Source organism: Brevibacterium sp. W7.2 (assembly GCF_018137945.1).
GTDB lineage: Bacteria > Actinomycetota > Actinomycetes > Actinomycetales > Brevibacteriaceae > Brevibacterium > Brevibacterium sanguinis.
The window spans coordinates 606,298-632,023 of the sequence record NZ_CP073089.1 but is presented as its reverse complement, the minus strand read 5'-3'; the positions used below and the strand labels follow the sequence as shown (position 1 = coordinate 632,023).

Sequence of the window (25,726 nt, the reverse complement as noted above, 5' to 3'; positions counted from 1 at the left end):
TCTCTCTTGCGTGGGAGTCTCTGGGGTGGGGTGGGTCAGTGGGGAGGGGGTGCCGGGAGGACGGGTCAGGTGAAGACGATCGTCTGGTTGCCGTGGCGGATGACGCGGTCCTCGGCATGGAGGCGCACGGCCCGGGAGAGCACGGCGCGTTCGACGTTGGCGCCGCGCGTCTGCATGTCGGCGGCCGTCATCGTGTGGTTGACGCGGGTGACGTCCTGTTCGATGATCGGCCCCTCGTCGAGGTCCTTCGTCACGTAGTGGGCGGTCGCGCCGATGAGTTTGACTCCTCTCTCCTTGGCCTTGCGGTAGGGCGCGGCGCCGATGAACGCGGGGAGGAACGAGTGGTGGATGTTGATGATCGGCACCTCGGCCTCGTCGATGAACGACTCCGAGAGGATCTGCATGTACCGGGCGAGGACGACGAAGTCGACGTTGCCGTCGAGGAGCTCGAGGATCCGCGCTTCGGCCTCCGACTTGTCCTCCCCCTGGGAGGGGACGTGGAAGAACGGAATCCCGAAACGGCGCACCTCCTCGGCGAGGTCGGAATGGTTGGAGATGACGAGGGGGATCGTCACCGGCAGCTCTCCGCGCTGGTGCCGCCAGAGGAGGTCGAGGAGGCAGTGGTCGCTCTTCGACGCGAGCACCGCCATGCGCTTGAGCGCACTGCCCTCGACGAGGCGGTAGTCGATCTCGTGGGGCCCGAGGGTCGCGGCGAGGTCGGCTTCGATCTCCGGCAGCGCCGCACTCAGACCCTCGCGGTGGAAGACGACGCGCTGGAAGAAGTCGCCGCCGCGCGGATCGGTCGTGTACTGGTCGAGGGAGATGATGTTGCCCTTGTTGCGCGCGATGAGGGCGGTGATGAGGGAGACGAGTCCCGGCTGGTCGGGGCAGGTGACGATGAGCGTCGCGAAATCGCGTCGGCTCGCAGCGAGCTGGTTCACGGTCTACGCCTCCCTGACGAAGTCGCGAACCCATTCGGCCGTCGCCGCGAGGCCGCCGAAGGTGTAGAAGTGCGCCTTCACCGTCCCAGCGTCCCCCGCGCCGGCGAGGTCGGTGGCGAGCTCGCTGACGAAGCGATCGGGTCCGGCCGTGCCGACGAGGTTGGTCAGGGAGAATCCGTACTTCCGCACGATTCCCGCGCTCGCTCCGACCCCGAAGCGCCGAGCGTAGCCCATGAGCCGCTTGACCCCGGCCGGTCCGGGCACGCCGACGCGGATCTCGGCGTCGATGCCGGCGCCCCGCACCCCCTCGATCCACGCCGTCACCCGGTCGGCGTCGAAGGCGAACTGGCTGAGCACGACCTGCCCGAGTCCCTGGTCGGCCAGCGATGCGGATTTCGCCGCCAGGTGCTCGGCGAGAGTGGCCGAGTCGATGTCGGGGTGCCCTTCGGGGTAGCCGGCGATGCTCACCTCGCGCACCCCGTAGTCCTGGAGGATGCCCGAGCGGATGATCGTCAGCGAATCGGGGTAGGGGCCTTCGGGGACGGCCGGGTCTCCGCCGACGACGAAGACGTGCTCGCTGGCTCCGACGTCCTGAAGTGCGGTGAGGAACTCCCGCAGGCTCGGCTCGGAGGCGATGCGGCGGGCCGAGATGTGGGGAACGGGGACGAACCCGAGCTCGCGCACCGCCTCGGCGGCGGCCACGCGCATCGGAAGATCCTCATTGCCGAGGTAGGTGACGTTGATCCTCGTCCCGGTGGGGATGACCGCAGCGGCCTCCCGCAGTGCGTCGACATCCTTGCCGGTCATCTCGAGTGAGAAGTCCTCCAGAAGTCGAACCGCCGTTGACTCAACCATGGGGTCAGTTCCTTTCGTGAACACTGCCGTGGGTTCCCTCGCACTATAGGCACAATCATTTACCTATGTCCATAGGTATTCAGAAGATTTGCATTTCGCCTCTGTTTTGCTGAATAAGTTCTGAGACGGTAATGCGGATCACGTCGTTTTTCCCTATGCTTATAGCCATCTCGCACCGTCGCGGGATGAACTGCTTGCAGAATCGGAGACCAACGTGGATCTACGCGAACGCATCGACACCTCACGGATGTCGCCCTACCAATGGCTCATCGTCGGCATCTGCACCTTCCTCAATGCCCTCGACGGCTACGACGTCCTGGCGATCTCCTTCTCGTCGAATCAGGTGACCGAGGAATTCTCCCTCTCGGGCACCGCCCTTGGCCTGGTGATGAGCGCGGCCCTGCTCGGCATGGCTGTCGGCGCACTTATCCTCGGCCCGGTGGCCGACCGCATCGGCCGCCGGCGGATGACGATCATCGCCCTCATCGTCAACTGCGCCGGGCTGTTCCTCTCGGCCACAGCCACCTCGGCGACGGAGCTCGGCATCTGGCGGGTCGTCACCGGGCTCGGCATCGGAGGCATCCTCACCGGTACCAACGTCATCTGCGCCGAGTACGCCTCGCGAAAGCGACGCGGACTCGCCATCAGCATCTACACCGCCGGCTACGGTGTCGGCGCAGCCGTGGGCGGGACCATCATGGTCTCGCTCATCAGCAGCTTCGGCTGGCGCTCGGTGTTCGTCTTCGGCGGCGCGCTGACGATCGTCGCGCTCATTCTCGTCATCGTCCTCATTCCCGAGTCCCCGTCGTTCCTCTACAACCGACAGCCGGCGAACGCACAGCGGCGGCTCGACACGATCGCCCGCCGCCTCGGGCAGACGGGCCCGGTCGAGCTCATGCCGGTGCCCGCCCTGGCACGCACCGATCGCGGCATTCCCGCACTGTTCAACGCCCGCAACCGCCGGGTCACCATCGTCGTGTGGGCGTCGTTCTTCATCATCATGTTCGGCTTCTACTTCGTGAACTCGTGGACGCCGCGGCTGATGAACGAGACCGGCCTCAGTCCCACCCTGTCGCTCATCGTCACCGTGGCCCTCACTCTGGGCGGGGCGATCGGGTCGGTGGCCTTCGGTCTCTTCACGTCCCGGTGGTCGACGCGCGAGGTGCTCATGACGTTCATCGTCATCGCCGCCGTGCTTATGGCGGTCTTCATCTTCACCGCCCAGTGGGTCGCCCTCGTCATCGTCGTCGGTCTGCTCGTCGGCATGGCGATCAACGGCTGCATCGCCGGTCTCTACGTCCTCACCCCGCAGTCGTACGCCTCGAGCCTGCGCTCAACCGGCGCCGGGTGGGGCACCGGAATGGGACGGTTCGGGGCGATTCTCGCACCGACCGTGACCGGAGCGCTGCTCGACGGCGGGTGGAGTCCGCAGGCGATCTACATCCTCGTCGGCGTCATCCTGCTCCTCGCCGTGGTCGCCCAGCTGGGCCTGCGCGGCGCCGACATCGAAGCCAACCGCAGGCCGACACAGCGCGCCGAGGCGGTCGTGGCCGACTAGGCGGTCGCGGCCGGCCGGGCGCGGTCACCGCCGGCCGGGCCGACGCAACGCGCCGAGGCAGTCACGGCCGACCAGGCGACAGCCCCCACGCCGCGGGCCCCGAGACCAGCAGTGGTCTCGGGGCCCGCGGTGTCGTGCGGTCTCAGTCGGTGCGCGGCGTGCCGAGCCCGAAGTTCATGAGGTCCTCGCCGACGACGAGGTTGCCGGAGAACCCCTCCTGCGCCCGCTGGAACTTCTCGACCGGGCCGTCGGCGGGGACGATGTGGGTGAGCACCACGGTGTCGACCCCTGCGGCTTCGGCCTGCGGCCCGACCTGCTCGATCGACGTGTGCGCGGCGAGCATGTGCTGCATGAGGTTGTGGTCGGGATGCGGCGAGGCCTCGCCGATGAGCCCGTCGATCCACTCCATGTCGATGACCTCGTGGATGAGGATGTCGGCGCCCTCGGCGATCGTCACGAGGTTGTCGCAGACTCCGGTGTCGCCGGAGATGACGATCGAGCCGTCCGGGGTGTCGAACCGGAAGGCGAAGGCGGGGAAGATCGGCCGGTGGTCGACGAGGATCGCGGTGACCCGCACGTTCTCGTCCGCGTAGACCTCGAACGGCTCCATCGCCGGCGTCGGGTCCCCGTTGGGATCGGAGCCGGTCGTGCCCGGCAGCTCGATGTCGTGGAACTCGAAGATCTCCCGCAGATCCTGTTTCGCGTTGTCGCGCATCCGGTCGTTGATGTCGAGCGCATACCCCTGCAGCAGCCGCTGGGAGGACTCGACGAGACCCGGCGTCGGCGATTCCGGATTGAACACCTCGGGGATGGGGTCCCTGTTGTCCTCGTCGAAGATCGGCGGCAGGGTCCCGCGGTCGCCGGGCCCGAAGATCTGCACCGGCTGCCGGAGCCCGTCGGATCCGTTGTGCCACGCGAGGATGAGGAGATTCGGGTAGTCGACCATGTGGTCGGAGTGGTGGTGGGTGATGAAGACGCTGCGGAGATTGTCGATGCCCTTCTGGAATCCCGTCGGCCCCAGTCCCGCCTTCCGGAACTGCGGCCCCCATCCCTCACCGCAGTCGATGAGGTAGACGGCGTCACCGACCGTGATCGCCGTCGAGATCCCGTGGCGGTCCGAGTCATCCCACCAGGGCGGGCCGCCCGCGGTCCCGAGGAGTGTGACCTTGGTGCGGTAGGCGGAGGCTTCGGCGGCGGTGAGCGGACGATGAGTGGGCATGGTTCCTGCTTTCTGTGCGGGCCCGCCGAGGCGGACGCTGGGGATTCGTGGGCTCCTGGCTCACCCGATGCTCGCGTGTGACTGTGCGGCTTGGATGAGTTCGAAGACTTCGGTGCGGTACTCCGCGTAGGCGGGCAGACTCTTCGTCTCGACCTGGTTCCGCGGCTGCGGCAGATCGACGTCGATGGTGCGGGTCACGGTGGTCGGGGCCCCGGAGAGGACGGTGACGGTGTCGCCGAGGTAGACCGCCTCGTCGATGTCGTGGGTGACGAAGACGATCGTCGTGTCGAAATCGGTGCGCACCTGGAGGACGAGGTCCTCGAGCTCGATCCGCGTCTGCGCATCGACGGCGGCGAACGGCTCGTCCATGAGGAGGACATCGGGCTGGAAGGCGAGACCGCGGGCGATCGCGGCGCGCTGCTGCATGCCGCCCGACATCTGCCAGGGGTAGAGGTCGCCTTTGCCGGTGAGTCCGACGGCATCGAGCACCGAGGTGACCCGGTCCCGCCGTTCAGCGGCGGGCACCGACTTGAGCAGGGGAAGGGCGACATTGTCGGCGGTGCTCAACCACGGCAGCAGCGACCGCGAGTAGTCCTGGAAGACGACGGCGAGTTTGGCCGGGGGCCCGGTCACCGGCTCCCCTTCGAAGACGGTCTGCCCGCCGGAGGGTGCCAGCAGCCCGGCCATGCAGCGCAGCAGGGTCGTCTTCCCCGACCCCGAGGGGCCGACGATGCAGACGAACTCGCCGCGGCGGATGGCGACGTCGATGCCGGCGAGGATCTCGACGTCCCCGTAGGACTTGCGCAGTCCCCGCAGTTCGAGGAGGACATCGGTGGTCGTGTCGGAGGTCATGATCATCCTTTGCTGGTCAGCGCACGCATGCCGTACTGCCAGCGCAGCACGAAGCGTTCGAGTCGGAGGAAGGCGAGATTGGCGAGGTAGCCGAGGATGCCGAGCAGGAGGGTGCCGGCCCACGTCTCGGCCACGGCGAAGGTCTGCTGCGAGTTGAGGAGATAGAAGCCGATGCCGCTCGTCGACGCCACCATCTCGGAGACGACGATGAGGATGATGGAGATCTGCAGGGTCGTGCGCAGGCCCGCGAAGATCTGCGGTCCGGCATTCGGGAGCAGGACGAACCGGATGTACTGCGGCATCGTCAGCCGGTAGGACCGCGACATGTCCTTGACGAGCGGATCGAGCGACCGCACACCGTCGACGGTGTTGAGCAGGGTCGGCCAGATCGCGCCGATGACGATGATCGCCACGCTCATCGACGGCCCGATCCCGAAGAGGAGCAGTCCGATCGGCAGGAGGACCGGGGGCGGCAGGGACCGGAGGAACTGGACGATCGGCTCCGTGGCCGCCCGCAGCGCCGAGGACATGCCGATGCAGATGCCGAGGACGATGCCGAGGACGGCGGCGATGGCGAAGCCGAGGAGGAACTTCGCCACACTCGGCAGGACATCGGTGACCAGTCCGTCGACGAGGAGGCCCGACCACAGTGTGGACAGGATCGTCTGCAGCGGAGGGAAATAGAGCGAGGTGCTGTTCGCCGAGGCGACCCACCAGACGGCCACGATGCCGACGGGCAGCCAGGCTCGGGTGAAGAACAGGGTGAGGTGGTTCGGGGCGCTCATGCCGCCTCCTCTCGGTGGGAGGGATGCCAGAAGAGCAGCGGCACCTCGGCGATCCTAAAGAGGCCGTTGATGGCCAGTCCGAGCAGCCCGGTGGCGAAGATGAGCGCATACATCTGAGGCAGCGCTCCCGCGGTCTGGGCGACGACGATCTCCTGGCCGAGGCCGGCCGCCCCGCCGATCATCTCCGTGACCACGGCGACGATCACCGCGATCGCCGCCGAGATGCGCAGACCGGTCATCGCGAACGGCAGCATCGAGGGCACGACGAGGCGGCTCGTCGTCAGCCACCAGCCGAGCCGGTAGCTGCGGGCCATGTCCGCGCTCGTGCCGCCCACCTCGCGGACGCCGTAGACGAGCTGGGTGAGCAGGGGCCAGATCGCGCCGAGGATGATGAGGAAGAGCTTCATCCCCGGGCTCGGCCCCCAGAGGAGGAGACCGAGCGGGATGAGGGCGACGGGTGGGATCGGTTTGAGGAATTCGATGACGAACCAGGCCGATTCCTCGGCGAAGCGGACGAGGCCCAGGAGGATCGCCAGCGGGGTGGCGATGACGATGATGAGGACGAGGCCGACGAGGACCACGGAGATCGTCGACCACAGGGCCGACCAGAAGACCGCCGAGCCGAGCAGGGTGAAGAACGCTGCGAGCATCTCCAGCGCCGAGGGGAGGGACGCCGCGGGCAGAACGCCGGTGACGGAGAGGAGCTGCCAGACGACGAAGACGGCGAGGACTGCGCCGAGGCCGAAGAGGAAGCGGCCCGCCGGGGTCTCGGCGGCGAGATTGATCCTGCGCGTCAGCCGATCGGTGGCCCGCCGACCGGTCGGCGTGGTGCGGGAGATGGTCGCGCTCATGGCCGCATCAGTCCCTTCGTGTCGACCGGCGCGGGGAGGAAGCCGAGGTCGGTCATGAGGTTCGCGGTCGTCTGCACCGCTTCGGGGTCGACCTGGGTCGAATACTGCGGCAGGAGCATCGTCTCGGCGACGGACGGGGCGAGCTTGCCGTACTTTGTGAGGACCTTCCGCACCGCTTCAGGGTCCGCGGCCGCCTTCTCGTTGGCCTGGTCGACGGCGCGGACGAAGGCGTCGACGACGTCGGGGTTGGCCTCGGCGAAGGGCTTCGCGGTGAAGGCGACGGCGAACGTGGCGTCGGGCGGGAAGGTCTCGAAGAGCGGATGGGAGATGATCCGGCCGCCGGCGGCCACCACCGGTCCCTGGAACGGTTCGGCGGTCGAGGCGGCATCGACCCGACCGCTCTCGACCGCGGCGATGCCGTCGGGCAGCGACATGACGACGTATTCGACTGTGCTCGGATCACCGCCGTCGGCGCGCACCGCGGCGGCGGTGCCGATCTGCGTGATCGCGCCGAGCGCGTTGATCGCCACCGTCTTCCCCTCGAGATCACGGGGGCGCTGGATGGGGCTGCCGGATCCGACGACGATCGCCGTCGGATCGGTGTCGGCCGTCGGAGCATTCGACGCGGCGTTCGCGACGATCTGCAGCGGCAGGCCCTTCTCGTAGGCGATGACGAGAGGCGGAGTCGCGGTGGTGCCGAACTGGAGTTGGCCGTTGATGACCGAGGGTGCGATGGCCGAGGCCGACTGCATCACCTTGGTCTCGACGTTGAGTCCCTCCTCGGCGAAGTAGCCTTCTTCGACGGCGAGGTAGATCGACGCGTAGTCGGCGACGGGAATGACTCCGACGGTGATCGTATCGCCGTCGCCGATGCTCTTGGCGCTGCCCATTCCGACTCCGCAGCCGGAGACGGCGAGGGTGAGCAGCACGGCGAGGACGGCGGCGCCGAGGCGGCGGGTGGTGGTGCGCTGGACAGAGGTCAGCAGGGTGGGAGTGGGCCGGGTGGTGATCGTCATCGATCCTCCTGGACGGGGGTGAGCCGTGATCGACGTCGATCGGCTCCCCACCAGCTTCAGGCCTGCACTGGTAGATGACAAATATCTTTATTCTGCTAACCCCATACAATGAACGACTATGAACCTCACGCGTCTCAAGTACTTCCTCGCCGTCGTCGACGAGGGATCGATCTCGGCTGCGGCGCAGAAGCTGCACATGACGCAGCCGCCGCTGAGCCAGGCGATCCTCGCGTTCGAGGCGGAGCTCGGGGTCAGGCTGCTCGACCGGCTGCCCCGCGGGGTGGCGCCGACTCCGGCGGGCCGTCAGCTCGCCAGGGACGGGGCACGGCTCGTGCAGTGGGGCGATGAGATCGCCGAGCGCACCCGTGCGCTCGGGTCCGGGACGGCCGGAGTGCTGCGGGTGGCGTCGGTGCCGACGTTCTCGTGGTCGCGGCTGCCGCCGCTGCTGCGGACGTTCCGGGAGACCGCGCCCGGGGTCGCCGTCGATCTCTCGGATCCGTTCCCCGCCCGGGTGCTCGACCTCGTCTCGGAGGGGCGGGTCGACATCGGCTTCGTCGCCACCTCCGATGTCGACGCGCTGGCCGCGAACTTCCCGGCGCTGACGATGCGCGGAGTGGCGACGATGCCGCTGGCGATCGCGGTACCGCCGGGCCGAGCGAACATGGGCAGGGCGGAGTTGGAGGCGGCGCACTGGGTCATCCCGTCGCAGATCCCCGGGTTTCCCGGGCTCGTGGAGATCTCCCAGCAGCTGTGGGATCTGCTCGGCATCGCCCCGGGCAGCGTGCAGCAGGTCTCGACGCTGCAGACGGCCCTGCCGCTCGTCGCCGCCGACCTGGCCGTGGCGCTCATGCCCCTCGACGGCGTCGGGGTCGTCTGGGGAGCGGTCAACACGGTCCCTGTGCCGCGCGAGCTGCCCCCGCTCTACGGCGTCATGGTGCGCTCGGCCCTCTTCGATCCGGGACCCACCCTCGAGGTGTTCCTCGACGTCGTCGATGCCGCCTTCGCCGAGGCGGGGGCCGGCGACGAGGCCGAATGACGGCGGGCCGCCTCGGTGGTGAGCGGGGGGATGCTGCGCCCGCCCCTGCCGCTCAGAGCAGTTCGATGAGGTCCGGAGCGAGGGAGGCGCGCACCGCTTCCCGGGCCGAGGCCGGCGTCTCCGCTGCGAGCGCCGCTGCGGCGAGAGCCCGACAATCCTCCTGCGAATGTCGTCGCAGTGCCAGTCGAACTGCGCCGATCCTGCTCGGGGCCATCGACAGACTCGTGATGCCGAGGCCTGCGAGGACCAGCGCCAGGAGCGGATCGCCAGCCGACTCACCACAGACCCCGAGCGGCTTGCCGGCTTCCTCGGCCCCGTCGGCCGCCGTCGCGATCATGGCGAGCACAGCGGGCTGCCACGGGTCGAGCAGCTCGGAGAGCTCACCCTCCATGTGATCGGCCGCCATCGTGTACTGCGCGAGGTCGTTGGTGCCCAGACTTCCGAAGTCGACGGCCTCGAGCACGCTTCTGGCGCGCACGGCGGCTCCGGGCACTTCGATCATCACCCCGGGTGAGGACAGGCCGTGGGCTCGCACCTGCTGGGCGAACCAGCGAGCCTCGGAAGCCGTCGAGACCATGGGCGCCATGACTTTGACGTCGGCGCCTGTGGCCGCTGCGGCTGCCGCGAGCGCCTGCAGCTGCGCGTCGAGGATCTTCGGGCGAGCCTGTGACAGCCTCAGACCCCTGCGGCCGAGAGCCGGGTTCTCCTCCGGACCGAGGTCGGCGAAGGCCAGCGGCTTGTCCGCGCCGGCGTCAAGGGTGCGCACGACGACCCGACGGCCGGAGAAGGGGGCGAACACCCGGCGGTAGATGTCCGTCTGCTCCTCGACCGTCGGGGCCACAGCGGCGGAGAGGAAGACGAACTCGGTGCGGAAGAGACCGACTCCTTCGAGATCCTCGGCGCCGGCGAGCTCAGCGTCCTCTACGCCTCCGATGTTGGCGAGCAGGGCGACCCGGTGGCCGTCGGAGGTCTCTCCGGGACCGGATACGCCGGCGAGCGCGGCGGAGAGCTGCTGACGACGTCGGCGCTGAGCGTCGACCGCCGCCGGGTCCGGTCGCAGGACGACGTCACCGCTGCCGCCGTCGATCGAGACGAGAGTGCCGTCGGGGATCGTCGTTGCGTCGGGCAGCTGCACCACTGCGGGAATGCCCATCTGCGCCGCGAGAATCGCCGTGTGACTCGTCAGTCCCCCTGCCCGGGTGATGATTCCCAGCACGAGAGACCGGTCGAGCGTGGCCGTCTCCGCGGGAGCGAGGTCGTCGGCCGCGACGATGCTCGGCTCGGCGAGGTCGGGCAGTCCGGGTGCCGGTTCGCCGAGCACCGCGGCGATGGTGCGCGCCCCCACATCACGGAGGTCGGTGACACGTTCGGCGAAGTATCCTCCGAGCGCTTCGAACCGTGCGGCGAACTCATCGATCGCCTCGGCGATGGCTCGGGTCGGGCCGCTGCCCGCGTGCAGGCGCTTGGTGACCTCACGGTGCAGCGAGCGATCACGGGCGATCATCGCCGTGGCCTTGAGGATGTCGCGGGCCGTCGGATCGGCCCTCAGCGCCTTCGCATCGAGGTCGTCCGCGACGTCCATGAAACTGGCGATGGCCGTCTCGGCCGCTGCTGCGGGATCCTCTGCGGCGGGCTCGTCGGCGGCGGGCATCACCGGTGCGGCCGCCTGCGCGATGGGACCGTACGCGGTTCCGGGGCTCACACCGATTCCGTGGAGGACGGCGGTGCCGCCTTCGGTCACCGCTGCCGTGCCGCGGGTGCTCATTGCGCGTCCATGTCCGTGGCGAGCAGAGCGACGAGGCGGTCGAGAACGGCGTCGGCTCCCTCGGCATCGGCTGAGAGTTCGACCTCCTCCCCGTGCTTGGCGCCGAGCGCCATCACGCCGAGGATGCTGCCGGCGTCGACGGCGTCTTCGCCGGGACGGCTGATCTCGACGTCGATCCCAGATTCGGTGACGGCTTCGACGAAGAGGGACGCGGGCCGAGCGTGGAGTCCGACGGCCGATGCGATGGTGACGGTGCGAGTTGCCATGATCTCTCCTTGGGTTGTGTTCATCGTGAGGTGTGCTCGGTCGCGAGCACGGGCCCGTCTGGCGGGCGGTTGAATCGTCGGGTCATGCGGCGACCATCGTGGTGTCGAGGTCCCGGTTCGCGGCCTTCGCAGTGCGCCGCCGAGCGGCCATCGCCTTGAAGAGCACGACGAGTGCGGCGGTGATGACCACGCCGACGGCCAGGGCGAGGACGAAGAGCAGCGGCTGCCCGATGAGGGGCAGCACCCAGATGCCGCCGTGCGGCGCGAGGAGTGTCGAGCCGAAGAGCATGACGAGGCCGCCGGTCGCCGCCGAGCCGATCGTCGAGGCGATGATGATCCGGATCGGATCGGCCGCGGCGAACGGAATCGCGCCTTCGGAGATGAAGGACGCGCCGAGCAGCCACGCCGCCTTTCCGTTCTCGCGCTCCGGTGCCGAGAAGAGCTTCGGGGCGATCGCCGTCGCCAGCGCCAGGGCGAGCGGGGCGACCATTCCTGCCGCCATGACTGCGGCCATGATCTTCAGCTGCGGTGCGTCCATCGCCGTGCCGGCCGCGGAGAGGCCGGCGGTGGCGAATCCGTAGGCGACCTTGTTGACCGGGCCGCCGAGGTCGAAGCCCATCATCGCGCCGAGGATCAGTCCGAGGACCAGCACTCCCCCGCCGGTCAGTCCGCTGAGCCCCTCGTTGAGACCGTTCATCAGGGCGACGATGGGTCGCCCGAGCACTGTGATGAACAGCCCTGCGGTGATGAGTGCTGAGAGCAGCGGAATGACGACGACCGGCATGACGCCGCGGACGCCCTTGTGCACCTTCCAGCCGGCGATCCATTTGGCGACGGCACCGGCGAGCAGGCCGGTGACGATGCCGCCGAGGAATCCCGCGTCCATGGTCACCGCCACGGATCCCCCGACGATGCCGGGAACGAGGCCCGGCCGGTCGGCGATCGCGAAGGCGATGTATCCGGAGAGGATCGGCACGAGGAATCCGAACGACGCGGCACCGATTACATAGGCGAGAGCGGCCCACGAGGTGAGGCTCGTGAGATCGAAGTTCTGTGCGATGTTGTACTGGTCGTCGCCGATGAGACTGTACTTGACGATCTCGATGGCCCCGTTCTCGCCGAGAGCGATCTGCGCGAGCATGAACGAGACGGCGATGAGGATGCCGCCGGCAGCGACGAACGGGATCATGTAGGAGACACCTGTCATCAGCCACTGTCGCAGCTTGGTGCCGAACCCGATCTGCTCGTCTCCGTCGTCGGCTCCGGTGCCGGCGGTGGTCGCGGCCGAACTGTCGGCGTCGCCGGGGCCACCCGATGCCGCGAGTTCTGCGGCCCTGCCGATGAGCTGCGGCGCATCGGAGATCGCCTTCTTCACCCCCACATCGACCGTCGGCTTGCCCGCGAAGCGAGCGCGCTCCTTCACTTCGACGTCGTGGGCGAAGATAACGGCATCCGCCGCGGCGATCTGCGCCGGCGTCAGCGGCGTCGAACCGGCCGACCCCTGAGTCTCGACGACGATCTCATGGCCCGCGGCGGCAGCGGCATTCTCCAGCGACTCCGCAGCCATGTACGTGTGCGCGATGCCGGTGGGGCACGAGGTCACGCCGACGAACCTCAGTCGGCGCGCGGACTGGTCATCCGGCTGTCCATCGGGAGTCGTTTCCGGTGCGGTGTCGGCCTGTTCGTCGCGAGCGGGCGGGGCCGCGGGTTCGGAGACGGACGGTGCCGGCGGTCCGGGTGCGGGTGGTCCCGCGGGTGCGGGACTCTCGGTCTCGGCGGCCTCGTCGAGATGGACGTGGTCGCCGACGATCTCGACGACGTCGGCGGGCGTCTGAGCGGTGAGCAGGGCGTCTCTGAAGTCCTCCCGCATGAGCGCGCGCGCCAGCTGCGGCAGAACCTTCATGTGGGCGTCGCCGCCGTCTGCCGGTGCCGCGATGAGGAAGACGAGGCGGGCGGGACCGTCCTTCGCACCCCAGTCGATGCCCGCTGCGGTCCGTCCGAAGACGAGGGAGGGTTCGGTGATCGCCGCGCTGCGCGCGTGAGGGATCGCGATCCCTCCGGGCAGCCCGGTCGCGGTCTTCGCCTCGCGTTCGTCGACGTCGGCGGCGAAGAGGTCGAGATCGGTGCAGCGGCCGGTCGCCACCAGGCATTCGGCAAGCCTGCGTGTTGCTTCGCGCTTGTCGCCTCCGGTGAGGCCGAGCACAACCTGTTCGTCATTGATCAGTGGCATGTCGATTCCTTTCGTGATCCGCGCCCGTCGGTGTGGCGTCGGATCAGTCGTCCAGTGGCAGGGCGAGCTCGGGGTCCTCCGAGATCGTCACCGCAATGTCGATGAGGTGATCGGGTGTCGGAACCGCAGTGCCCTGAAGCCTGACGGCGGCGGCTCCCCAACGCACTCCCTGGCCGAGAGCGCTCGGGAGGTCGGCGCCGCTGTCGAGGCCGTGGAGGAGTCCGGCGAGCATGCAGTCGCCGGCCCCGACTGTGGAGACCGGATCGGAGATGACGGCTGTCGCGTGCACTGCGGAGTCAGCGGTGACGAGCACCGCCCCGTCGCGGCCGAGACTCACCGCGACGCAGTCGATGCCCGTGCTGACGAGTTCCCGTGCGGTGTCGACGACGGCCCCGAGCGTGTCGAGGGGCCGACCGGTGAGTTCGGAGAGTTCGACGCGATTGGGCTTGATGAGGGTGGGTCCGGCCGCGACGGCGGCGTCGAACGGGGCGCCGGAGGAGTCGATCGCCACCCGCGCGCCGCGGGCCTGTGCCTCGCGCACAAGCGTTGCGTAGAGATCGGTCGGCACACCTGGGGGCAGGCTTCCGCAACCGGCGATCCAGACCCCGGGCGCCGCAACCTCGAGCGTGGCCTCCACCAGCGATGCGACCTCGCCGGGGGCGAGTTCGGGTCCCGCCTCGTTGAGCTTCGTCGTCGTGCCGTCGGGTTCGAGCACGCTGACGTTCATCCGCATGCTCTCGGCGATGGGCACGACCTCGGCGCGGATTCCATCCGCTCTCAGCAGCGTGTCGAACAGAGTGCCTTCGGGGCCTCCCGAGGGCACCACGACGAGCGGTCGGACTCCCATGGCGGTCAGGGCGCGCCCGACGTTGACGCCCTTGCCCCCGGGGTCGACCCGGGATGAGGCGGCACGGAGAACGTGTCCGCGGCGCAGTGCACCCACCGTGACGGCACGGTCGACACTCGGGTTCGGAGTGAGCGTGACGATCATACGGTCACGAGGTCCGGGCCGGAGTCGCGGAGAGACTCCGCAGCGGACTCGTCGAGGTCGGTGTCGGTGATGACGAGGTCGACGTCGGCGAGTTCGGCGAAGCGATGGAGGTGGACCTGGGAGGCCTTGCTCGAGTCGGCGACGAGCACAGTGGTGCGGCACGCATCGACCATTGCCCGCTTCGTCGCAGCCTCCGATTCGTCGGGAGTCGTCAGCCCGCGAAGGGCGTCGAAGCCGTTGGTGCCGATGAAGCCGACGTCGATGGTGAGGTCGGCGAGCGCCTCGGTGGTCCAGCGTCCGACCGCCGCACCGGTCCGCGCACGGACCCGTCCGCCGAGCTGCAGGAGTGTGATGCCGGGCTTCGAGGCGAGGACGGCGCAGATCATCGGGCTGTTGGCGACGACCGTCAGCGGCAGCTCGTCGGGGATCGCATGGGCGATGGCGAGGGTGCTCGTTCCCGCGTCGAGCAGGATGCTCCCGCCGTCGGGAATCTCCTCGAGAGCCCGCAGCGCCACCCGCTGCTTCTCCGCCGCACGGTGTCCGATGCGCTCATCGAGCGCGGGCTCCGGAGTCAGCGCATCCGCGGGGATGGCACCGCCGTGCATGCGCGTGAGCAGTCCGCGGCGTTCGAGGACGGTGAGGTCGCGACGGATCGTCTCGGCCGTGACGTTCAGCTCATCGGCGAGCGAACTGACTTCGACCCGGCCCTGCGAGCGAGCGGCCGCGAGGATCGTCTTCTGGCGTTCAGCAGCGTACACAGTTTCATGATGCCACACATACAGACATAAACACAGCGAAAACAACATTTATTTGGACCCGCGAACGAAGCGGGCATGCCGATGGCCCGGAATCCGCGGGTTCGACGACGAGGAGCCGAGCGTCAGCGAGTCAGTGGACGGCGGCTCAGACGCACAGAGGCCCTGTGATCCCTCCCTGACAGGGGATCACAGGGCCTCTTCACGCGCACGGTCCTGCCCGGACCGCTCGCGCGGGCTTGACGACGTCGGCTGCCGGGTCAGCGCTCGAGTCGGCCGGCACCGCCGAAGGCGCGCTGGAGCGGGATGCTCCCGTCCTGCCACGGGGTGATCGCCCAGACGACGAGGTAGGCGCCGACGCCGAGGACCGGCAGGAGGAACGAGGCGAGCACGAGGAGACGAACGATCCAGACATTGAGTCCGGTGACCTTGGCGAGGCCTCCTGCGATGCCGCCGACGATCCGCTCGGGGCCGCGGCGATAGCCGATCTTGCGAATGGAATCGAAGAGTGAGTTCATGTCTTCGACACTACGCCGCCAGCGAGCGGCCCCACAGGGTGATGACCTGAGACTCGACTGAGGAAACCCATAATCTTCCGGCCCCCGACCCGTGGAACGGTCGCCCCGGGCGCCTCAGGCGGCGCGCCGCAGGGACGCTCCCGACACCTTCTCCGTGACGTCGAAGCGCTCGCGGTAGCGGCCGGTGAGCAGGCACCACTGCGAGTAGAGCGCGGTGCCGGCGTTGAAGATCAGCAGCGTGAGCGGATAGAGCAGCCACTGCAGCCACATCGTCACGCTCCGCGAGACCGGCACGTGCACCGGCCGCGGCGGCAGGAGGGCACGGAAGACGAGCACCGAGACGAGGAGCGCGATCATGCCGATCTGCTGGATGAGCCCCACGGTCATCGGCATCGCCTCGATGAACTCGCTCGCCTGCCCGGTGTGCGAGGCGACGACGAACGGGATCCACCCGCCCACGGCGATGATGACGGAGATCGACGCGAGGCTGACGTGCCCTTCGAGGAGGGACAGGAAGCGCAGGAACCCGGGCCAGAACGGCGACTTCGCATCACCGGCGAAGACCCGCACCCCGACATAGGGGACGTCGCTGGCCCCGTACGACCAGCGGCTGAGCTGCTTGAACTGGGCGACCATCGTCTCCGTGAAGCTCCCGGCGAGCACCGCGTCCTGATAGATCGGCACGTGGATGGGCACGACCCGGTAGTCGCCGTCGAAGTGGAACCAGCTGCGCCAGTACTGGTGACCGTCCTCGACGATCGTCCGCGTCGACCAGAACCCCATGTCGATGAGCGCCGGCAGCGGCTGGGAGTGCGACGCGAAGTTCCGCAGCGCGAAGTGCCGCACCGTGGTCGTGAGATTCCAGAAGCAGTTGGCGCTCGCCACGACCCGCGACGGCGCCGGAGCGTCCCAGATGTTCGTCATGTAGAGGCTGATCGGCTGGAACGACAGCCGCGCCCGGTCGGGTGCCGTCGCGTACTCATAGGCCACATAGTCGAAGTACGACTCGTGCGGGGTGTTGTCGCAGTCGAGACTCGTGACGATGACCCGCTCCGGGTCGATCCCGCGCTCCCGCACCCAGCTCGCCAGCTTCCGCCCGGCATGGGTGATGTTCGCCCCCTTCCCGGCGATCTCACCGGGCACACCCGCCGGGTGCGGGACCGGGACGAAGGCGAAGAAGCCGTCCCCGTACTCGGCGGCGAGGCGGCGCGCCGTCTCCGCCATCACCGGCCCGCCCCGCTCCTCGAACGCGAAGAAGACGACGATCTGCCGCGGCGAGGTCGACGTGTGCAGCAGGGTGCGGATGGTGCCGGCGATGACGTCGAACGGCTCGTTGTACGCGGCGACGACGACGGCGTGGAGCAGCTGGGAGGGGCGCATCACCGCCTGCGGGTCCTCGCGCACCCGCGTGACGGTCGCCGCATGGTCGGCGGCCCGGAAACCGCACTGCGGGGACGGCAGGGCGGGCAGTCCGGCGATGGCGCGTTCGAGGTCGACGAGTCGGGCGCTCCAATCGACGCGGGCGCTGCGCCGGTACCGGTTGAAGCCGCGGGCGACGTCGACAGCCCCGCGCAGCGCCCGCACGAACGTCAGCCCGACGATCGTGAGGACGTAGACCGCGCCGACCATCGGATCGATGAACGGCAGGATGAAGACGAGCGCGATCGCCGTATAGCTGATGACCGCCGGCAGCGCTTCGAAGACGCGGTAGACCGGGGTGCGACGGCCCGTCGGCAGCTCGAGTCCCTGCACTTCACGACGCGAAGGGCGCCGAGGCGGGACGACGTCGATGACGGGCAGGCCGGCCCCCTGGGGTGCGGGAAGGCTGCGGTGGAGGGACAGGTGCTCCGACCTCGGACGGCGGTCGAATCCGGACGACGGTTCGCGACTGGTTCTCACAGTCCCGATCCTGCGCAAGGCATCTGACCACGGGCTGATCCGCAGATGCCGGTCAGGTGAACAGTTGTCGTCGGCAAGCTGACTTGCAGACGACCGTCACACCCAGAGAACGGCCTCCTGGGCACGGATCTGCTCGGCGGCGATGAGGCTCGCGAGCACGAGCGCACCGGCGAGCGGATCGCCGCCGGGTTCGACGACGGTGATGTCGGGGTCGATCCGCGCCGCCTCCGCACCGAACTCGGCAAGGAGGGCTTCTCCCGCCCTGGTCAGACCCCCGGTCAGGGCGATGCGGGAGGCGCCCGAGGCAGACGCTGCCGCGACTGCGCTGCGCGCGGCCTCCTGTCCCGCCTCGGCGAGGAGAGCCACGGCCACCGGATCCTCGACGCGGGCGAGTGCTGCGACGTCGACGGCGAACTCCGCGAGGAGGCCCGCGCGGTCGCTGCGGGTGTAGAACGTCGCCGGCCACGTGCTCGGATCCCCGAAGCGCCCGGTCGCCGCGGCGAGGAGGGCGGCCCCGCGCCGATCGACCCTGTCGTGCGCGCGCAGGGCGGCCTCGAGGGCGTGCCGACCGATCCACGCGCCGCCCCCGCGGTCGCCGAAGAGGTGGCCCCAGCCGTCGACGCGCGACCACTGCGCACCGAGGATCCCGTCGTCGTCGGCTCCCGGGTGCGCGATCGCGATCGCCCCGGTGCCGAGCACGGCGATCGCCCCGCCGGCGCCGCCGAGCGCACCGAGGTGCGCGGTGACCGCGTCGATCGTCACCGCGGTCCGCGCGTCCGCCTCGGCGGCGATGACCTGCGCGAGCACGGTGGGATCGGCGGCCAGGGACGCGATCCCGGTAGCCCCGATCCCGATGCCGGTCACCCGGGAGAAAGGCTCCGGCCAGGCCTGCCGGGCCGCGGCGACGAGCCGTCGGATGACGACGGGAGCGCTGGTGCCCTCGGCCCCGATCTCGACGCGGGGGCCGGTGAGTGTGCCGAGGATGACCTGGTCGCCGAGGCGGTCGGCAGCGGGCGCGGCGAGCGCGACGCGGCTGCCGGTGCCGCCGACGTCGATGCCGAGGACGAGGTCACCGGTGGCAGAGCCGGGCATCATGCGCCGGCCCCGGCACCGGGGCTGCTCTCCGCGGGGCCGTCGGCGGTGGTTGCCGCGGCGGCGATCGCCGCTCTCACCGAGCCGTCGTGCCCGGCGAGCAGCTCGGCGGCAGCGGCGGGGGCCACCTCGGCGAAGGAGACGACGAGCGCCGTCTTGAGGTCACCGTCGCACCGGGCGAGGAGCTCACGGGCAGCGTTGTCGTCGAGGTCCGCGGCCTCCCGGAGGATGCGGACGGTGCGCTCGCGCAGCTTCGCGTTCGTCGCGACGACGGAGACCATGAGGTTCTGCCACGTCCGCCCGAGGGCGACCATGAGCGCGGTGGAGAACCCGTTGAGGGCGAGCTTCTGCGCGGTGCCGGCCTTGAGCCGGGTCGACCCGGTGACGACCTCGGGTCCGGTGTCGAGGACGATGTGGGCCGCGGCCGCCTCGGCGACGGGCGCCTGCGGGTTGTTCGAGATGAGCACGGTGTGGGCACCGGCCTCCCCGGCGGCCTCGAGGGCCCCGCGGACGTAGGGGGTCGACCCGCTCGCGGCGATCCCGATCGCGACGTCCCGCTCCCCCAGCCCGGCGCCGTCGCGGCGCCCGTCGGCCAGCGAGTCCTCGGCGTTCTCGATGGCGTTGACGAGTGCCGGCTCCCCGCCGGCGATGTGTCCGACGACGCGGCCGGGCTCGAGGTTGAACGTCGGCATGAGCTCACTGGCGTCGAGGACGCCGAGGCGACCGGAGGTGCCGGCCCCGAAATAGTGGACGGTACCGCCGGCGCGCATCCGCTCCGCCGCGAGGTCGACGAGCGCGGCGAGATCCGGCAGGGCCGCGGCGACCGCGTCGAGCACAGCTTGGTCCTCGGCGTTGAGCAGGGTGAGCACGCCGAGGCTGTCGAGGTCGTCGAGGCCCGCGCTGCGCGGATTGCGCCGCTCAGTCGGCGAGAGCCCCGGCTGGGACTGCGGGTGAGCACCCGAGGGGCGCGCGCCGGGATCCGACTCCGGGGGCTGGGACTGTGCCGTGGTCATCGCAGGCTGCCCTCCGCCTCGGCGACGGCGGCCACGGGTGGGGCCGGATGCCGCAGGGACAGCAGCCCGCCGACGGAGACCATGACGAGGACGCCGAGGAGGGGATACCACTGCCACGCCACCCAGACCTCACCGGTGACGTACTTCTCCATGACGAAGAAGAACGCGTTGACGGCGATCGCGAGGGTGAAGGCGATGTTCGCATCGACAGCGGTCGCCCGCTTGTTGACCATGCCGAAGACGAAGGCGCCGAGCAGCCCGCCGTAGGTGATACCGGCGATGCCGAGGGCGAGGATGACGATGTTGCCGGAGTCGGATTCGAAGACCGTGGCCGGGAGGATGAACGCCACGCCCCACGCGATCGTCGCCCAGCGTCCGACCCTGAGCCCCTCGGCGTCGGTGAGCGGGGTCCTGCGGAAGCGGGCCCAGACGTCGTTGACCGTCGAGGACGACAGTGCCGAGAGCGACGAGGACAGCGTCGACATCGCCGCGGCGAGGATGCCGGCGAGCAGCAGCCCGGAGATGCCCGGCGGCAGGCCCTCGATGATGAAGAGCGGGAAGATCTCGTCGTCGCGGGTGAGCCCGAGATCGGCCGGCAGCGCCTGGTCGTAGTAGGCCCACAGGGCGAGGCCGACGGCGAGGAAGATCGCGAACTGGACGAAGACGACGATGCCCGACCAGATGAGCGCCTTCTGCGCATCGACCTTCGTGCGGCAAGCGAGCAGCCGCTGGACGATGATCTGATCGGCCCCGTGGGAGGCCATCGCGAAGACCGCGCCGCCGACGAACGAGGGGATGAACGATCCCGCGGCATTGATCGGGTTGCCCTCGAAGACGAACATCTGCAGCTTCCCGGCGGCGGCCGCCTCGGCGAACCATCCCCCGCCGACACCGGCGGTGATGACGATGATCGCGAGGATCCCGCCGAAGACGTAGAGGAACATCTGGGCGACGTCGACCCAGACGACGGCCTTGATGCCGCCGATGAACGTGTAGACGATCGTGACGAGGGAGAGGACGACGATGATGACGAAGTAGTTCGTGTGGATGCCGAGCCCGTCGAGGATGACCTTGAGCGGGATCGCGGCAGCGAGCACGCGGATGCCGTCGGCGAGCAGGCGGGTGAAGAGGAACGTGATGCCCGCGGTCGTCTGCGTCGACTGGCCGAAGCGCTTGCCGAGGTACGCGTACGCCGTGATCATCTCCCCGTCGTAGTAGCGCGGCAGCATGAAGAACGCGACGAGGACGCGGCCGACGATGTAGCCGAGCGCCAGCTGCAGGTAGGAGATGTCGCCGAGGTAGCTCATCACAGGAATGCCGATGACGGTGAGCGCACTCGTCTCGGTCGCGACGACCGACAGGCACACCGCCCACCAGGGCAGCTCCCGCCCGCCGAGGAAGTAGTCCTTGAGCCCGGTCTGTCGGCCGCTCAGCTTCAGGCCCAGCCACGCGGTGGCGACGAGGTAGACGACGATCACCAGGAGGTCGATGATCTGCATGGTCGTGACTCCTTCTCAGTGCGGCGGTCTCGGCTGCCGGCGTCCTTGCCGGTGAGGGCCGCGTCGGGGGTTGCGGTGGGGTGGTTGGCGGGTGGTTGGCGGTCGAAGTGGTTGCGGTCGGGGCGGCTGGTGCTTTCGGACCTGCCGGGGCCGGCGTCAGGTCCGGTTGTCGATGCGCATCCGTCGGGGTCTTCGGTGCAGCGGTGCGGGCAGCGCGAGCGGTCTCCATCCCGGGGTGAGCCGGCCGGCGATGCTCGGTCGGCTTGCCCCGGTCAGGCTCGGTTCGGTGGACGGCAGGCCGTGCCAGCTCAGCCAGCCGATGAGCGCCATGAGCAGTCCCTCCTTCGCGCCCTCGGGCAGGCCGAGTGCCGCATCGGTCGTCTCGAGCGCGACGCCGGGGCCGAGCGCGGTGTCGAGGGCGGCCATGAGCGTCGGATTCCGGGTCCCTCCCCCGGACGCGATGACCGCGGTGACCCCGTGACTGCCGGCCGCCTCGGCGATGGTGCGGGCGGTGAGCTCCGTGACCGTGGCGATGGCGTCGACCGCGCCGAGGTGGGGGTGGGCTGCGAGATGTCCGTCGAGGTAGGCGGCATGGAAGAGCTCCTTGCCCGTCGACTTCGGGGCGGGCCGCCGGTAATAGGGGTCGCCGAGGAGGTCGGCGAGCAGGGCCTCATCGACCCGGCCGCTCGCGGCGAGGGCGCCGCCGACGTCGCAGGACTGCGCACCGTCGGTGATGCGGCGAGCGAGGACGTCGATGAGCGCATTCGCCGGGCCCGTGTCGAAGGCGAGCGGCGCACGGTCGGGGGCGATGACGGTGAGGTTCGCGATTCCGCCGAGGTTGAGCAGCGCGGTCGGGCTCGTCACCGCGCCGAGGAGCATCGTGTCGAGGATCCCGACGAGCGGGGCGCCCTGCCCGCCGGCGGCGATGTCGGCGGAGCGGACGTCGGAGAGCACGGGGACGCCGAGGCGCTCGGCGATCCAGGCGGGCTGACCGAGCTGCAGGGTCGATGAGACCTCACCGTCGACGACGTCGTGGCGCACTGTCTGACCGTGGGAGACGACGAGGTCGGGGACGACGCCGGTTCTCGCGCAGACCTCGGCGAGCGCCTCGGCGGCCATCCTGCCGAGTCGGCCGTCGACGTCGCTGACGAGGGCGAGCGGAATGTCGCCGGGCTCGAGGAGGCGGAGGATGTCGGCGTGGAGGTCCGCGTCGAAGGGGACCTCGACAGCGGCGAGGAGGCGCACCGACAGGTCGTCGGGAACCGCGGGGTCGTAGGTGAAGTCGGCGAGGACGACGTCGAGTCCGTCGGCCGAGGTGCCCGTCATCAGGCCGGCGATGATCATGGTCGCGGCCCCTCGGCGGCGCTGCCCTCGGGGCGGACGGGCACGGTGAGTTCGGTGCGGACCTTGTAGCGGTCGCCGCGATAGACCGAGCGGACGAATTCGAAGGGCACCTCGTCGGCGCTGCGCGAGGTGCGCTCGAAGAGCAGGGCCGGGGCCTGGAGCGGGGCGCCGAGGTGGTCCGCTTCCTCCTCGTCGAGGAGCGTCGGTTCGATCGTCTGCACGCTGTGGGCGAGGTCGATGCCGAAGCGGGTGTGGAGGAGTTCGTAGAACGAGGCGTCGACGAGGTCGGCGGCGACGAGTCCGGGCACGCGCGCGGCGGGGATGTGGAGCTCCTCGAGGGCGATCGGTTCATCGTCGGCGAGGCGCAGGCGGAGGATCGTCAGCACCTCGTCCCCCTCGCCGAGGTGGAGCTTGCGTCCGATGTGCGCCCCGGCCTCCCCGCGGTCGAAGGAGAGCACCCGGGAGCCGGGATGCAGTCCGCGGGCGAGCATGTCCTCGGTGAACGAGCTCGCGGCCAGCGGCTGGTCGAACTTCGGGCCGAGGGCGAAGACCCCGGCCCCATGCCGCCGGCGGACGACACCCTTCGCGACGAGGTCGTCGAGGGCCCGGCGCAGGGTCATCCGGGAGATGCCGAGCTGCTGCGCGAGCTGGCGCTCGGGCGGGAACTGCTCTCCGGCGGCCATGCCGTCGAGGCGATCGAGGAGCTGATCCCGAATCGAGTGGAATTTCGTCACTCCCCCATTGAGTCACAGCTCACACGCGAAATCAAGACCACTGGTCTACTTTGGGGGCGCGGCGGGGCGCGACGGGGTGTGACGCCGCTGACGCACTGCCGGCGAAAAGCACGAATGCTTGCGAAAAGTTCGACACGCAGACCGGATGGCGGCGAAAAGTGTTTCTGCACGGTGACTAGTCGTGGCCGAATCGACTTTCGGCGAGCAGCCCGGCGCGTGTCACCCCAGCAGGCGCGCCTCACCTCGGCGCGACGACCCGGCTCAGCCCGCTCGGCACCAGCGCACCGGCCCCGAGGCGGTCGACGCGACGCGCCCCGCAGCGCGCGCAGCGGACGTAGACGATCAGCCCGGTCGAGACGCGGTGCTGCGACTCGGTCTGCCAGCCGTGCTCGCAGTCGCCGGCGGAGGCATAACCCCCGACGGCGGCGCCGTTGTCACGAGTCGCGCGGGTCTCACGTCCTGCTCTGGTGTCCATGCTGTCCACCCTGGTGTAATGGTCTTATGCAACTCAACCCTTACGGCGAATACGCGGTGCTGCTGGCGGCGTCACTCGCCGACGACTGGCCGAGTGATCGCGATGGGATCGAGACGCGCACCCGGGAGTTCGGGATGACGATGGGCTTCGACCCGACGCCGACCGACCTCGGCGACACGCGCGCCGTCATCGATGAGTGGCTGACGGTCGTCGACGCCGCCGACCCTCAGCGCCGGGCGGAGATCCTCAACGCGATCATGGCGAATGCCGCGGCCTACCCGCGTCTCGTCGACCACGACGATGAGGGCTGGCACCTCCACTACCGGGATTCGAACCAGTCGCTGGCCCATGTCCTGCGCGCCGTCATCTGCGTCGGCACGGCGCTGCACCTGACGACCCGCGGCATGCACCGGCTGGGTCGCTGCGCGGCCGGCCTGAGCCCTGGCGACCCGTGCGACAACGTCGTCGTCGACATCACCCGCAACGGCCGCCAGCGCTACTGCTCGGTCCGCTGCGCCAACCGCGACGCCGTCCGCCGCCACCGCGCGAAGGGCGCAGGGAATTCCGCCTGAGGGGTTTCCGTCCCGGCGATGTCTTTCTAGCATGGTGCCATGGCTGAATACAGAGGACAGGAACTGCAGGACAAGCTCGCCGAGGCGGGGCTGAGCGATTGGAAGGGCGGCTCGGACAGCATCACCGCGAAGTACCTCACCGGGGACTTCGCGACCGGACTCGATCTCGTCAACCGCCTCGGCGCCGCTGCCGAGGAGGCCAACCACCATCCCGACATCACTCTCACCTACCCCGTCGTCGAGGTGGTGCTCACCAGCCACGACACCGGCGCGGTGACGGAGCGGGATCTTCAGCTGGCGGCGACGTTCAGCGACATCGCCGCAGGTGCGGACATCTCCGCCGATCGCAACGGACAATCCTCGTGACCTAAGCTGAACGCGACCGCCTGTCACCAACTCCCGGGAGACGATCCGTGTACACCGCTGCCGATGACCGCTACGAGTCGATGACCTATCGCCGAGTCGGGAGCTCCGGACTCGTGCTGCCGGCCCTGTCGCTGGGGATGTGGCACAACTTCGGCGACGACGTCGCGTTCAACGAGCAGCGCGCACTGGTCCGCCGGGCCTTCGACCTCGGCATCACGCACTTCGACCTCGCGAACAACTACGGACCGCCGCCCGGGTCGGCCGAGATCAACTTCGGTCGTCAGCTGCGTGAGGACCTCGGTCGCTACCGCGATGAGCTCATCATCTCGACGAAGGCCGGCTGGGTCATGCACCCGGGCCCCTACGGCGGGCCGGGCGGCAGCCGCAAGTACCTGCTCTCGAGCCTCGACGCGTCGCTGGGTCGCCTCGGCCTCGACTACGTCGACATCTTCTACTCGCACCGCCCCGATGCCACGACCCCGCTCGAGGAGACGATCGGCGCGCTCGACACCGCGGTGCGCTCGGGTCGCGCCCTCTACGCGGGCATCTCCTCCTACTCGGCCGCCGACACGGCGCGGGCGGCGCAGATCGCCCGCGATCTCGGCACGCCGCTGCTCATCCATCAGCCCTCGTACTCGATGCTCAACCGCTGGATCGAGGACGACCACCTCCTCGACACCACCGCCGAGGAGGGCCTCGGCGTCATCGCCTTCTCCCCGCTCGCCCAGGGCCTGCTCACCGGCAAGTACCTCGACGGGGTGCCCGTGGATTCGCGCGCCGGGAAGGAGACCCCGTCATTCAAGGACGGATTCCTCTCCGCGGACAACCTCGACCGGATCCGCGGACTGGCCGACATCGCCGAGGCGCGCGGTCAGTCTCTCGCGCAGATGGCCCTGTCGTGGGCGCTGCGTGATCCGCGCGTCTCCTCGCTCGTCATCGGCGCCAGCCGCGTCGATCAGCTCGAGAACAATGTCGCCGCCCTGAGCGCGGGCCCCTTCACCGATGACGAGCTCGCCGCGATCGACTCCTTCGCCATCGACTCGGGCGTCGACATCTGGGGCGATGCCCGCCGCAGCACGCAGGACTGACGTTCC

The 25,726-nt window shown here is 69.5% G+C and carries 25 protein-coding genes; 5 read left to right on the top strand and 20 right to left on the bottom strand.

The window, feature by feature from the left end; all coding sequences use genetic code 11:
- Window positions 1-65 precede the first annotated feature (65 nt).
- Complete coding sequence (purU, locus tag J9315_RS02695) at window positions 66-941, bottom strand: formyltetrahydrofolate deformylase (protein ID WP_198499673.1); 876 nt, start codon at window positions 939-941, stop codon at window positions 66-68.
- 3 nt (window positions 942-944) lie between these two features.
- On the bottom strand, window positions 945-1,796 hold the full coding sequence (locus tag J9315_RS02690) for a methylenetetrahydrofolate reductase (protein ID WP_211978732.1): 852 nt from the start codon (window positions 1,794-1,796) through the stop codon (window positions 945-947).
- Between the two features lie 214 nt (window positions 1,797-2,010).
- Between J9315_RS02690 and J9315_RS02685 the strand changes: the two genes are divergently transcribed.
- Complete coding sequence (locus tag J9315_RS02685) at window positions 2,011-3,354, top strand: MFS transporter (protein ID WP_211978731.1); 1,344 nt, start codon at window positions 2,011-2,013, stop codon at window positions 3,352-3,354.
- 142 nt (window positions 3,355-3,496) lie between these two features.
- On the opposite strand, the gene J9315_RS02680 is transcribed toward J9315_RS02685, so the two are convergent.
- The 5 genes from J9315_RS02680 to J9315_RS02660 are packed head-to-tail and all read right to left on the bottom strand — an operon-like array spanning window position 3,497 to window position 8,077.
- Window positions 3,497-4,573 (bottom strand): MBL fold metallo-hydrolase, encoded by a 1,077-nt coding sequence (locus J9315_RS02680; RefSeq protein ID WP_211978730.1) that lies wholly within the window; start codon window positions 4,571-4,573, stop codon window positions 3,497-3,499.
- A 60-nt stretch (window positions 4,574-4,633) separates the two neighbouring features.
- Window positions 4,634-5,425, bottom strand: a complete 792-nt coding sequence (locus J9315_RS02675) for an ABC transporter ATP-binding protein (RefSeq protein ID WP_211978729.1) — start codon at window positions 5,423-5,425, stop codon at window positions 4,634-4,636.
- Window positions 5,426-5,427: 2 nt separating this feature from the next.
- Window positions 5,428-6,210, bottom strand: coding sequence for an ABC transporter permease (locus J9315_RS02670; protein ID WP_198499678.1), 783 nt, complete (start codon window positions 6,208-6,210; stop codon window positions 5,428-5,430).
- Window positions 6,207-7,061, bottom strand: a complete 855-nt coding sequence (locus J9315_RS02665) for an ABC transporter permease (RefSeq protein WP_198499679.1) — start codon at window positions 7,059-7,061, stop codon at window positions 6,207-6,209. The genes J9315_RS02670 and J9315_RS02665 overlap by 4 nt, the downstream gene beginning before the upstream one ends.
- Window positions 7,058-8,077 carry an ABC transporter substrate-binding protein gene (locus J9315_RS02660; RefSeq protein WP_198499680.1) on the bottom strand — a complete coding sequence of 340 codons (1,020 nt, stop codon included), beginning with the start codon at window positions 8,075-8,077 and terminating at the stop codon, window positions 7,058-7,060. Before J9315_RS02660 ends, J9315_RS02665 begins: the two co-directional genes overlap by 4 nt.
- 118 nt (window positions 8,078-8,195) lie before the next feature.
- Here J9315_RS02660 and J9315_RS02655 point away from each other — a divergent pair, with 118 nt between their 5' ends.
- The gene (locus J9315_RS02655; protein WP_198499681.1) at window positions 8,196-9,113 is read left to right on the top strand and encodes a LysR family transcriptional regulator; all 918 of its coding nucleotides are present in this window, start codon (window positions 8,196-8,198) and stop codon (window positions 9,111-9,113) included.
- Between the two features lie 52 nt (window positions 9,114-9,165).
- Here the strand turns inward: J9315_RS02655 and ptsP are convergent, their stop codons facing one another.
- The 13 genes from ptsP to J9315_RS02590 all read right to left on the bottom strand — a co-directional run bounded on the left by ptsP (window position 9,166) and on the right by J9315_RS02590 (window position 23,694).
- The gene (ptsP, locus tag J9315_RS02650; RefSeq protein WP_211978728.1) at window positions 9,166-10,878 is read right to left on the bottom strand and encodes a phosphoenolpyruvate--protein phosphotransferase; all 1,713 of its coding nucleotides are present in this window, start codon (window positions 10,876-10,878) and stop codon (window positions 9,166-9,168) included.
- Window positions 10,875-11,144 carry an HPr family phosphocarrier protein gene (locus J9315_RS02645; RefSeq protein ID WP_198499683.1) on the bottom strand — a complete coding sequence of 90 codons (270 nt, stop codon included), beginning with the start codon at window positions 11,142-11,144 and terminating at the stop codon, window positions 10,875-10,877. Before J9315_RS02645 ends, ptsP begins: the two co-directional genes overlap by 4 nt.
- An 82-nt stretch (window positions 11,145-11,226) precedes the next feature.
- Complete coding sequence (locus tag J9315_RS02640) at window positions 11,227-13,374, bottom strand: fructose-specific PTS transporter subunit EIIC (RefSeq protein WP_198499684.1); 2,148 nt, start codon at window positions 13,372-13,374, stop codon at window positions 11,227-11,229.
- A gap of 43 nt (window positions 13,375-13,417) precedes the next feature.
- The gene (pfkB, locus tag J9315_RS02635) at window positions 13,418-14,365 is read right to left on the bottom strand and encodes a 1-phosphofructokinase (RefSeq protein ID WP_198499685.1); all 948 of its coding nucleotides are present in this window, start codon (window positions 14,363-14,365) and stop codon (window positions 13,418-13,420) included.
- On the bottom strand, window positions 14,362-15,123 hold the full coding sequence (locus J9315_RS02630; RefSeq protein ID WP_198499686.1) for a DeoR/GlpR family DNA-binding transcription regulator: 762 nt from the start codon (window positions 15,121-15,123) through the stop codon (window positions 14,362-14,364). Before J9315_RS02630 ends, pfkB begins: the two co-directional genes overlap by 4 nt.
- Before the next feature lie 257 nt (window positions 15,124-15,380).
- A complete protein-coding gene (locus J9315_RS02625) occupies window positions 15,381-15,638 on the bottom strand; it encodes a PspC domain-containing protein (RefSeq protein ID WP_198499687.1) in 258 nt (85 codons plus the stop codon).
- A gap of 114 nt (window positions 15,639-15,752) precedes the next feature.
- Window positions 15,753-17,537: a glycosyltransferase family 2 protein gene (locus tag J9315_RS02620; protein ID WP_198499688.1), complete on the bottom strand. Its 1,785-nt coding sequence runs from the start codon at window positions 17,535-17,537 to the stop codon at window positions 15,753-15,755.
- A gap of 96 nt (window positions 17,538-17,633) precedes the next feature.
- Window positions 17,634-18,632 carry a BadF/BadG/BcrA/BcrD ATPase family protein gene (locus tag J9315_RS02615; RefSeq protein WP_232623707.1) on the bottom strand — a complete coding sequence of 333 codons (999 nt, stop codon included), beginning with the start codon at window positions 18,630-18,632 and terminating at the stop codon, window positions 17,634-17,636.
- Window positions 18,629-19,642 carry an N-acetylmuramic acid 6-phosphate etherase gene (gene murQ, locus J9315_RS02610; protein ID WP_198499689.1) on the bottom strand — a complete coding sequence of 338 codons (1,014 nt, stop codon included), beginning with the start codon at window positions 19,640-19,642 and terminating at the stop codon, window positions 18,629-18,631. Before murQ ends, J9315_RS02615 begins: the two co-directional genes overlap by 4 nt.
- Window positions 19,639-21,141 (bottom strand): sodium:solute symporter, encoded by a 1,503-nt coding sequence (locus tag J9315_RS02605; RefSeq protein WP_198499690.1) that lies wholly within the window; start codon window positions 21,139-21,141, stop codon window positions 19,639-19,641. The genes murQ and J9315_RS02605 overlap by 4 nt, the downstream gene beginning before the upstream one ends.
- A 156-nt stretch (window positions 21,142-21,297) precedes the next feature.
- Entirely contained in the window at window positions 21,298-22,485 is a 1,188-nt protein-coding gene (locus tag J9315_RS02600; RefSeq protein ID WP_198499691.1) for an anhydro-N-acetylmuramic acid kinase, read from the bottom strand.
- Window positions 22,482-23,219, bottom strand: coding sequence for a GntR family transcriptional regulator (locus tag J9315_RS02595; RefSeq protein ID WP_198499692.1), 738 nt, complete (start codon window positions 23,217-23,219; stop codon window positions 22,482-22,484). The genes J9315_RS02600 and J9315_RS02595 overlap by 4 nt, the downstream gene beginning before the upstream one ends.
- 238 nt (window positions 23,220-23,457) lie before the next feature.
- A complete protein-coding gene (locus J9315_RS02590) occupies window positions 23,458-23,694 on the bottom strand; it encodes a hypothetical protein (RefSeq protein ID WP_211978727.1) in 237 nt (78 codons plus the stop codon).
- A gap of 26 nt (window positions 23,695-23,720) precedes the next feature.
- On the opposite strand from J9315_RS02590, the gene J9315_RS02585 reads away from it, so the two are divergent.
- Genes J9315_RS02585 through mgrA form a run of 3 tightly spaced genes read left to right on the top strand, consistent with a single transcriptional unit; the run spans window position 23,721 to window position 25,720 of the window.
- Entirely contained in the window at window positions 23,721-24,266 is a 546-nt protein-coding gene (locus J9315_RS02585; protein WP_211978726.1) for a CGNR zinc finger domain-containing protein, read from the top strand.
- 39 nt (window positions 24,267-24,305) lie between these two features.
- Window positions 24,306-24,632, top strand: a complete 327-nt coding sequence (locus J9315_RS02580) for a 4a-hydroxytetrahydrobiopterin dehydratase (RefSeq protein ID WP_137825802.1) — start codon at window positions 24,306-24,308, stop codon at window positions 24,630-24,632.
- 47 nt (window positions 24,633-24,679) lie between these two features.
- Entirely contained in the window at window positions 24,680-25,720 is a 1,041-nt protein-coding gene (gene mgrA, locus J9315_RS02575) for an L-glyceraldehyde 3-phosphate reductase (protein ID WP_211978725.1), read from the top strand.
- Window positions 25,721-25,726: the final 6 nt, after the last annotated feature.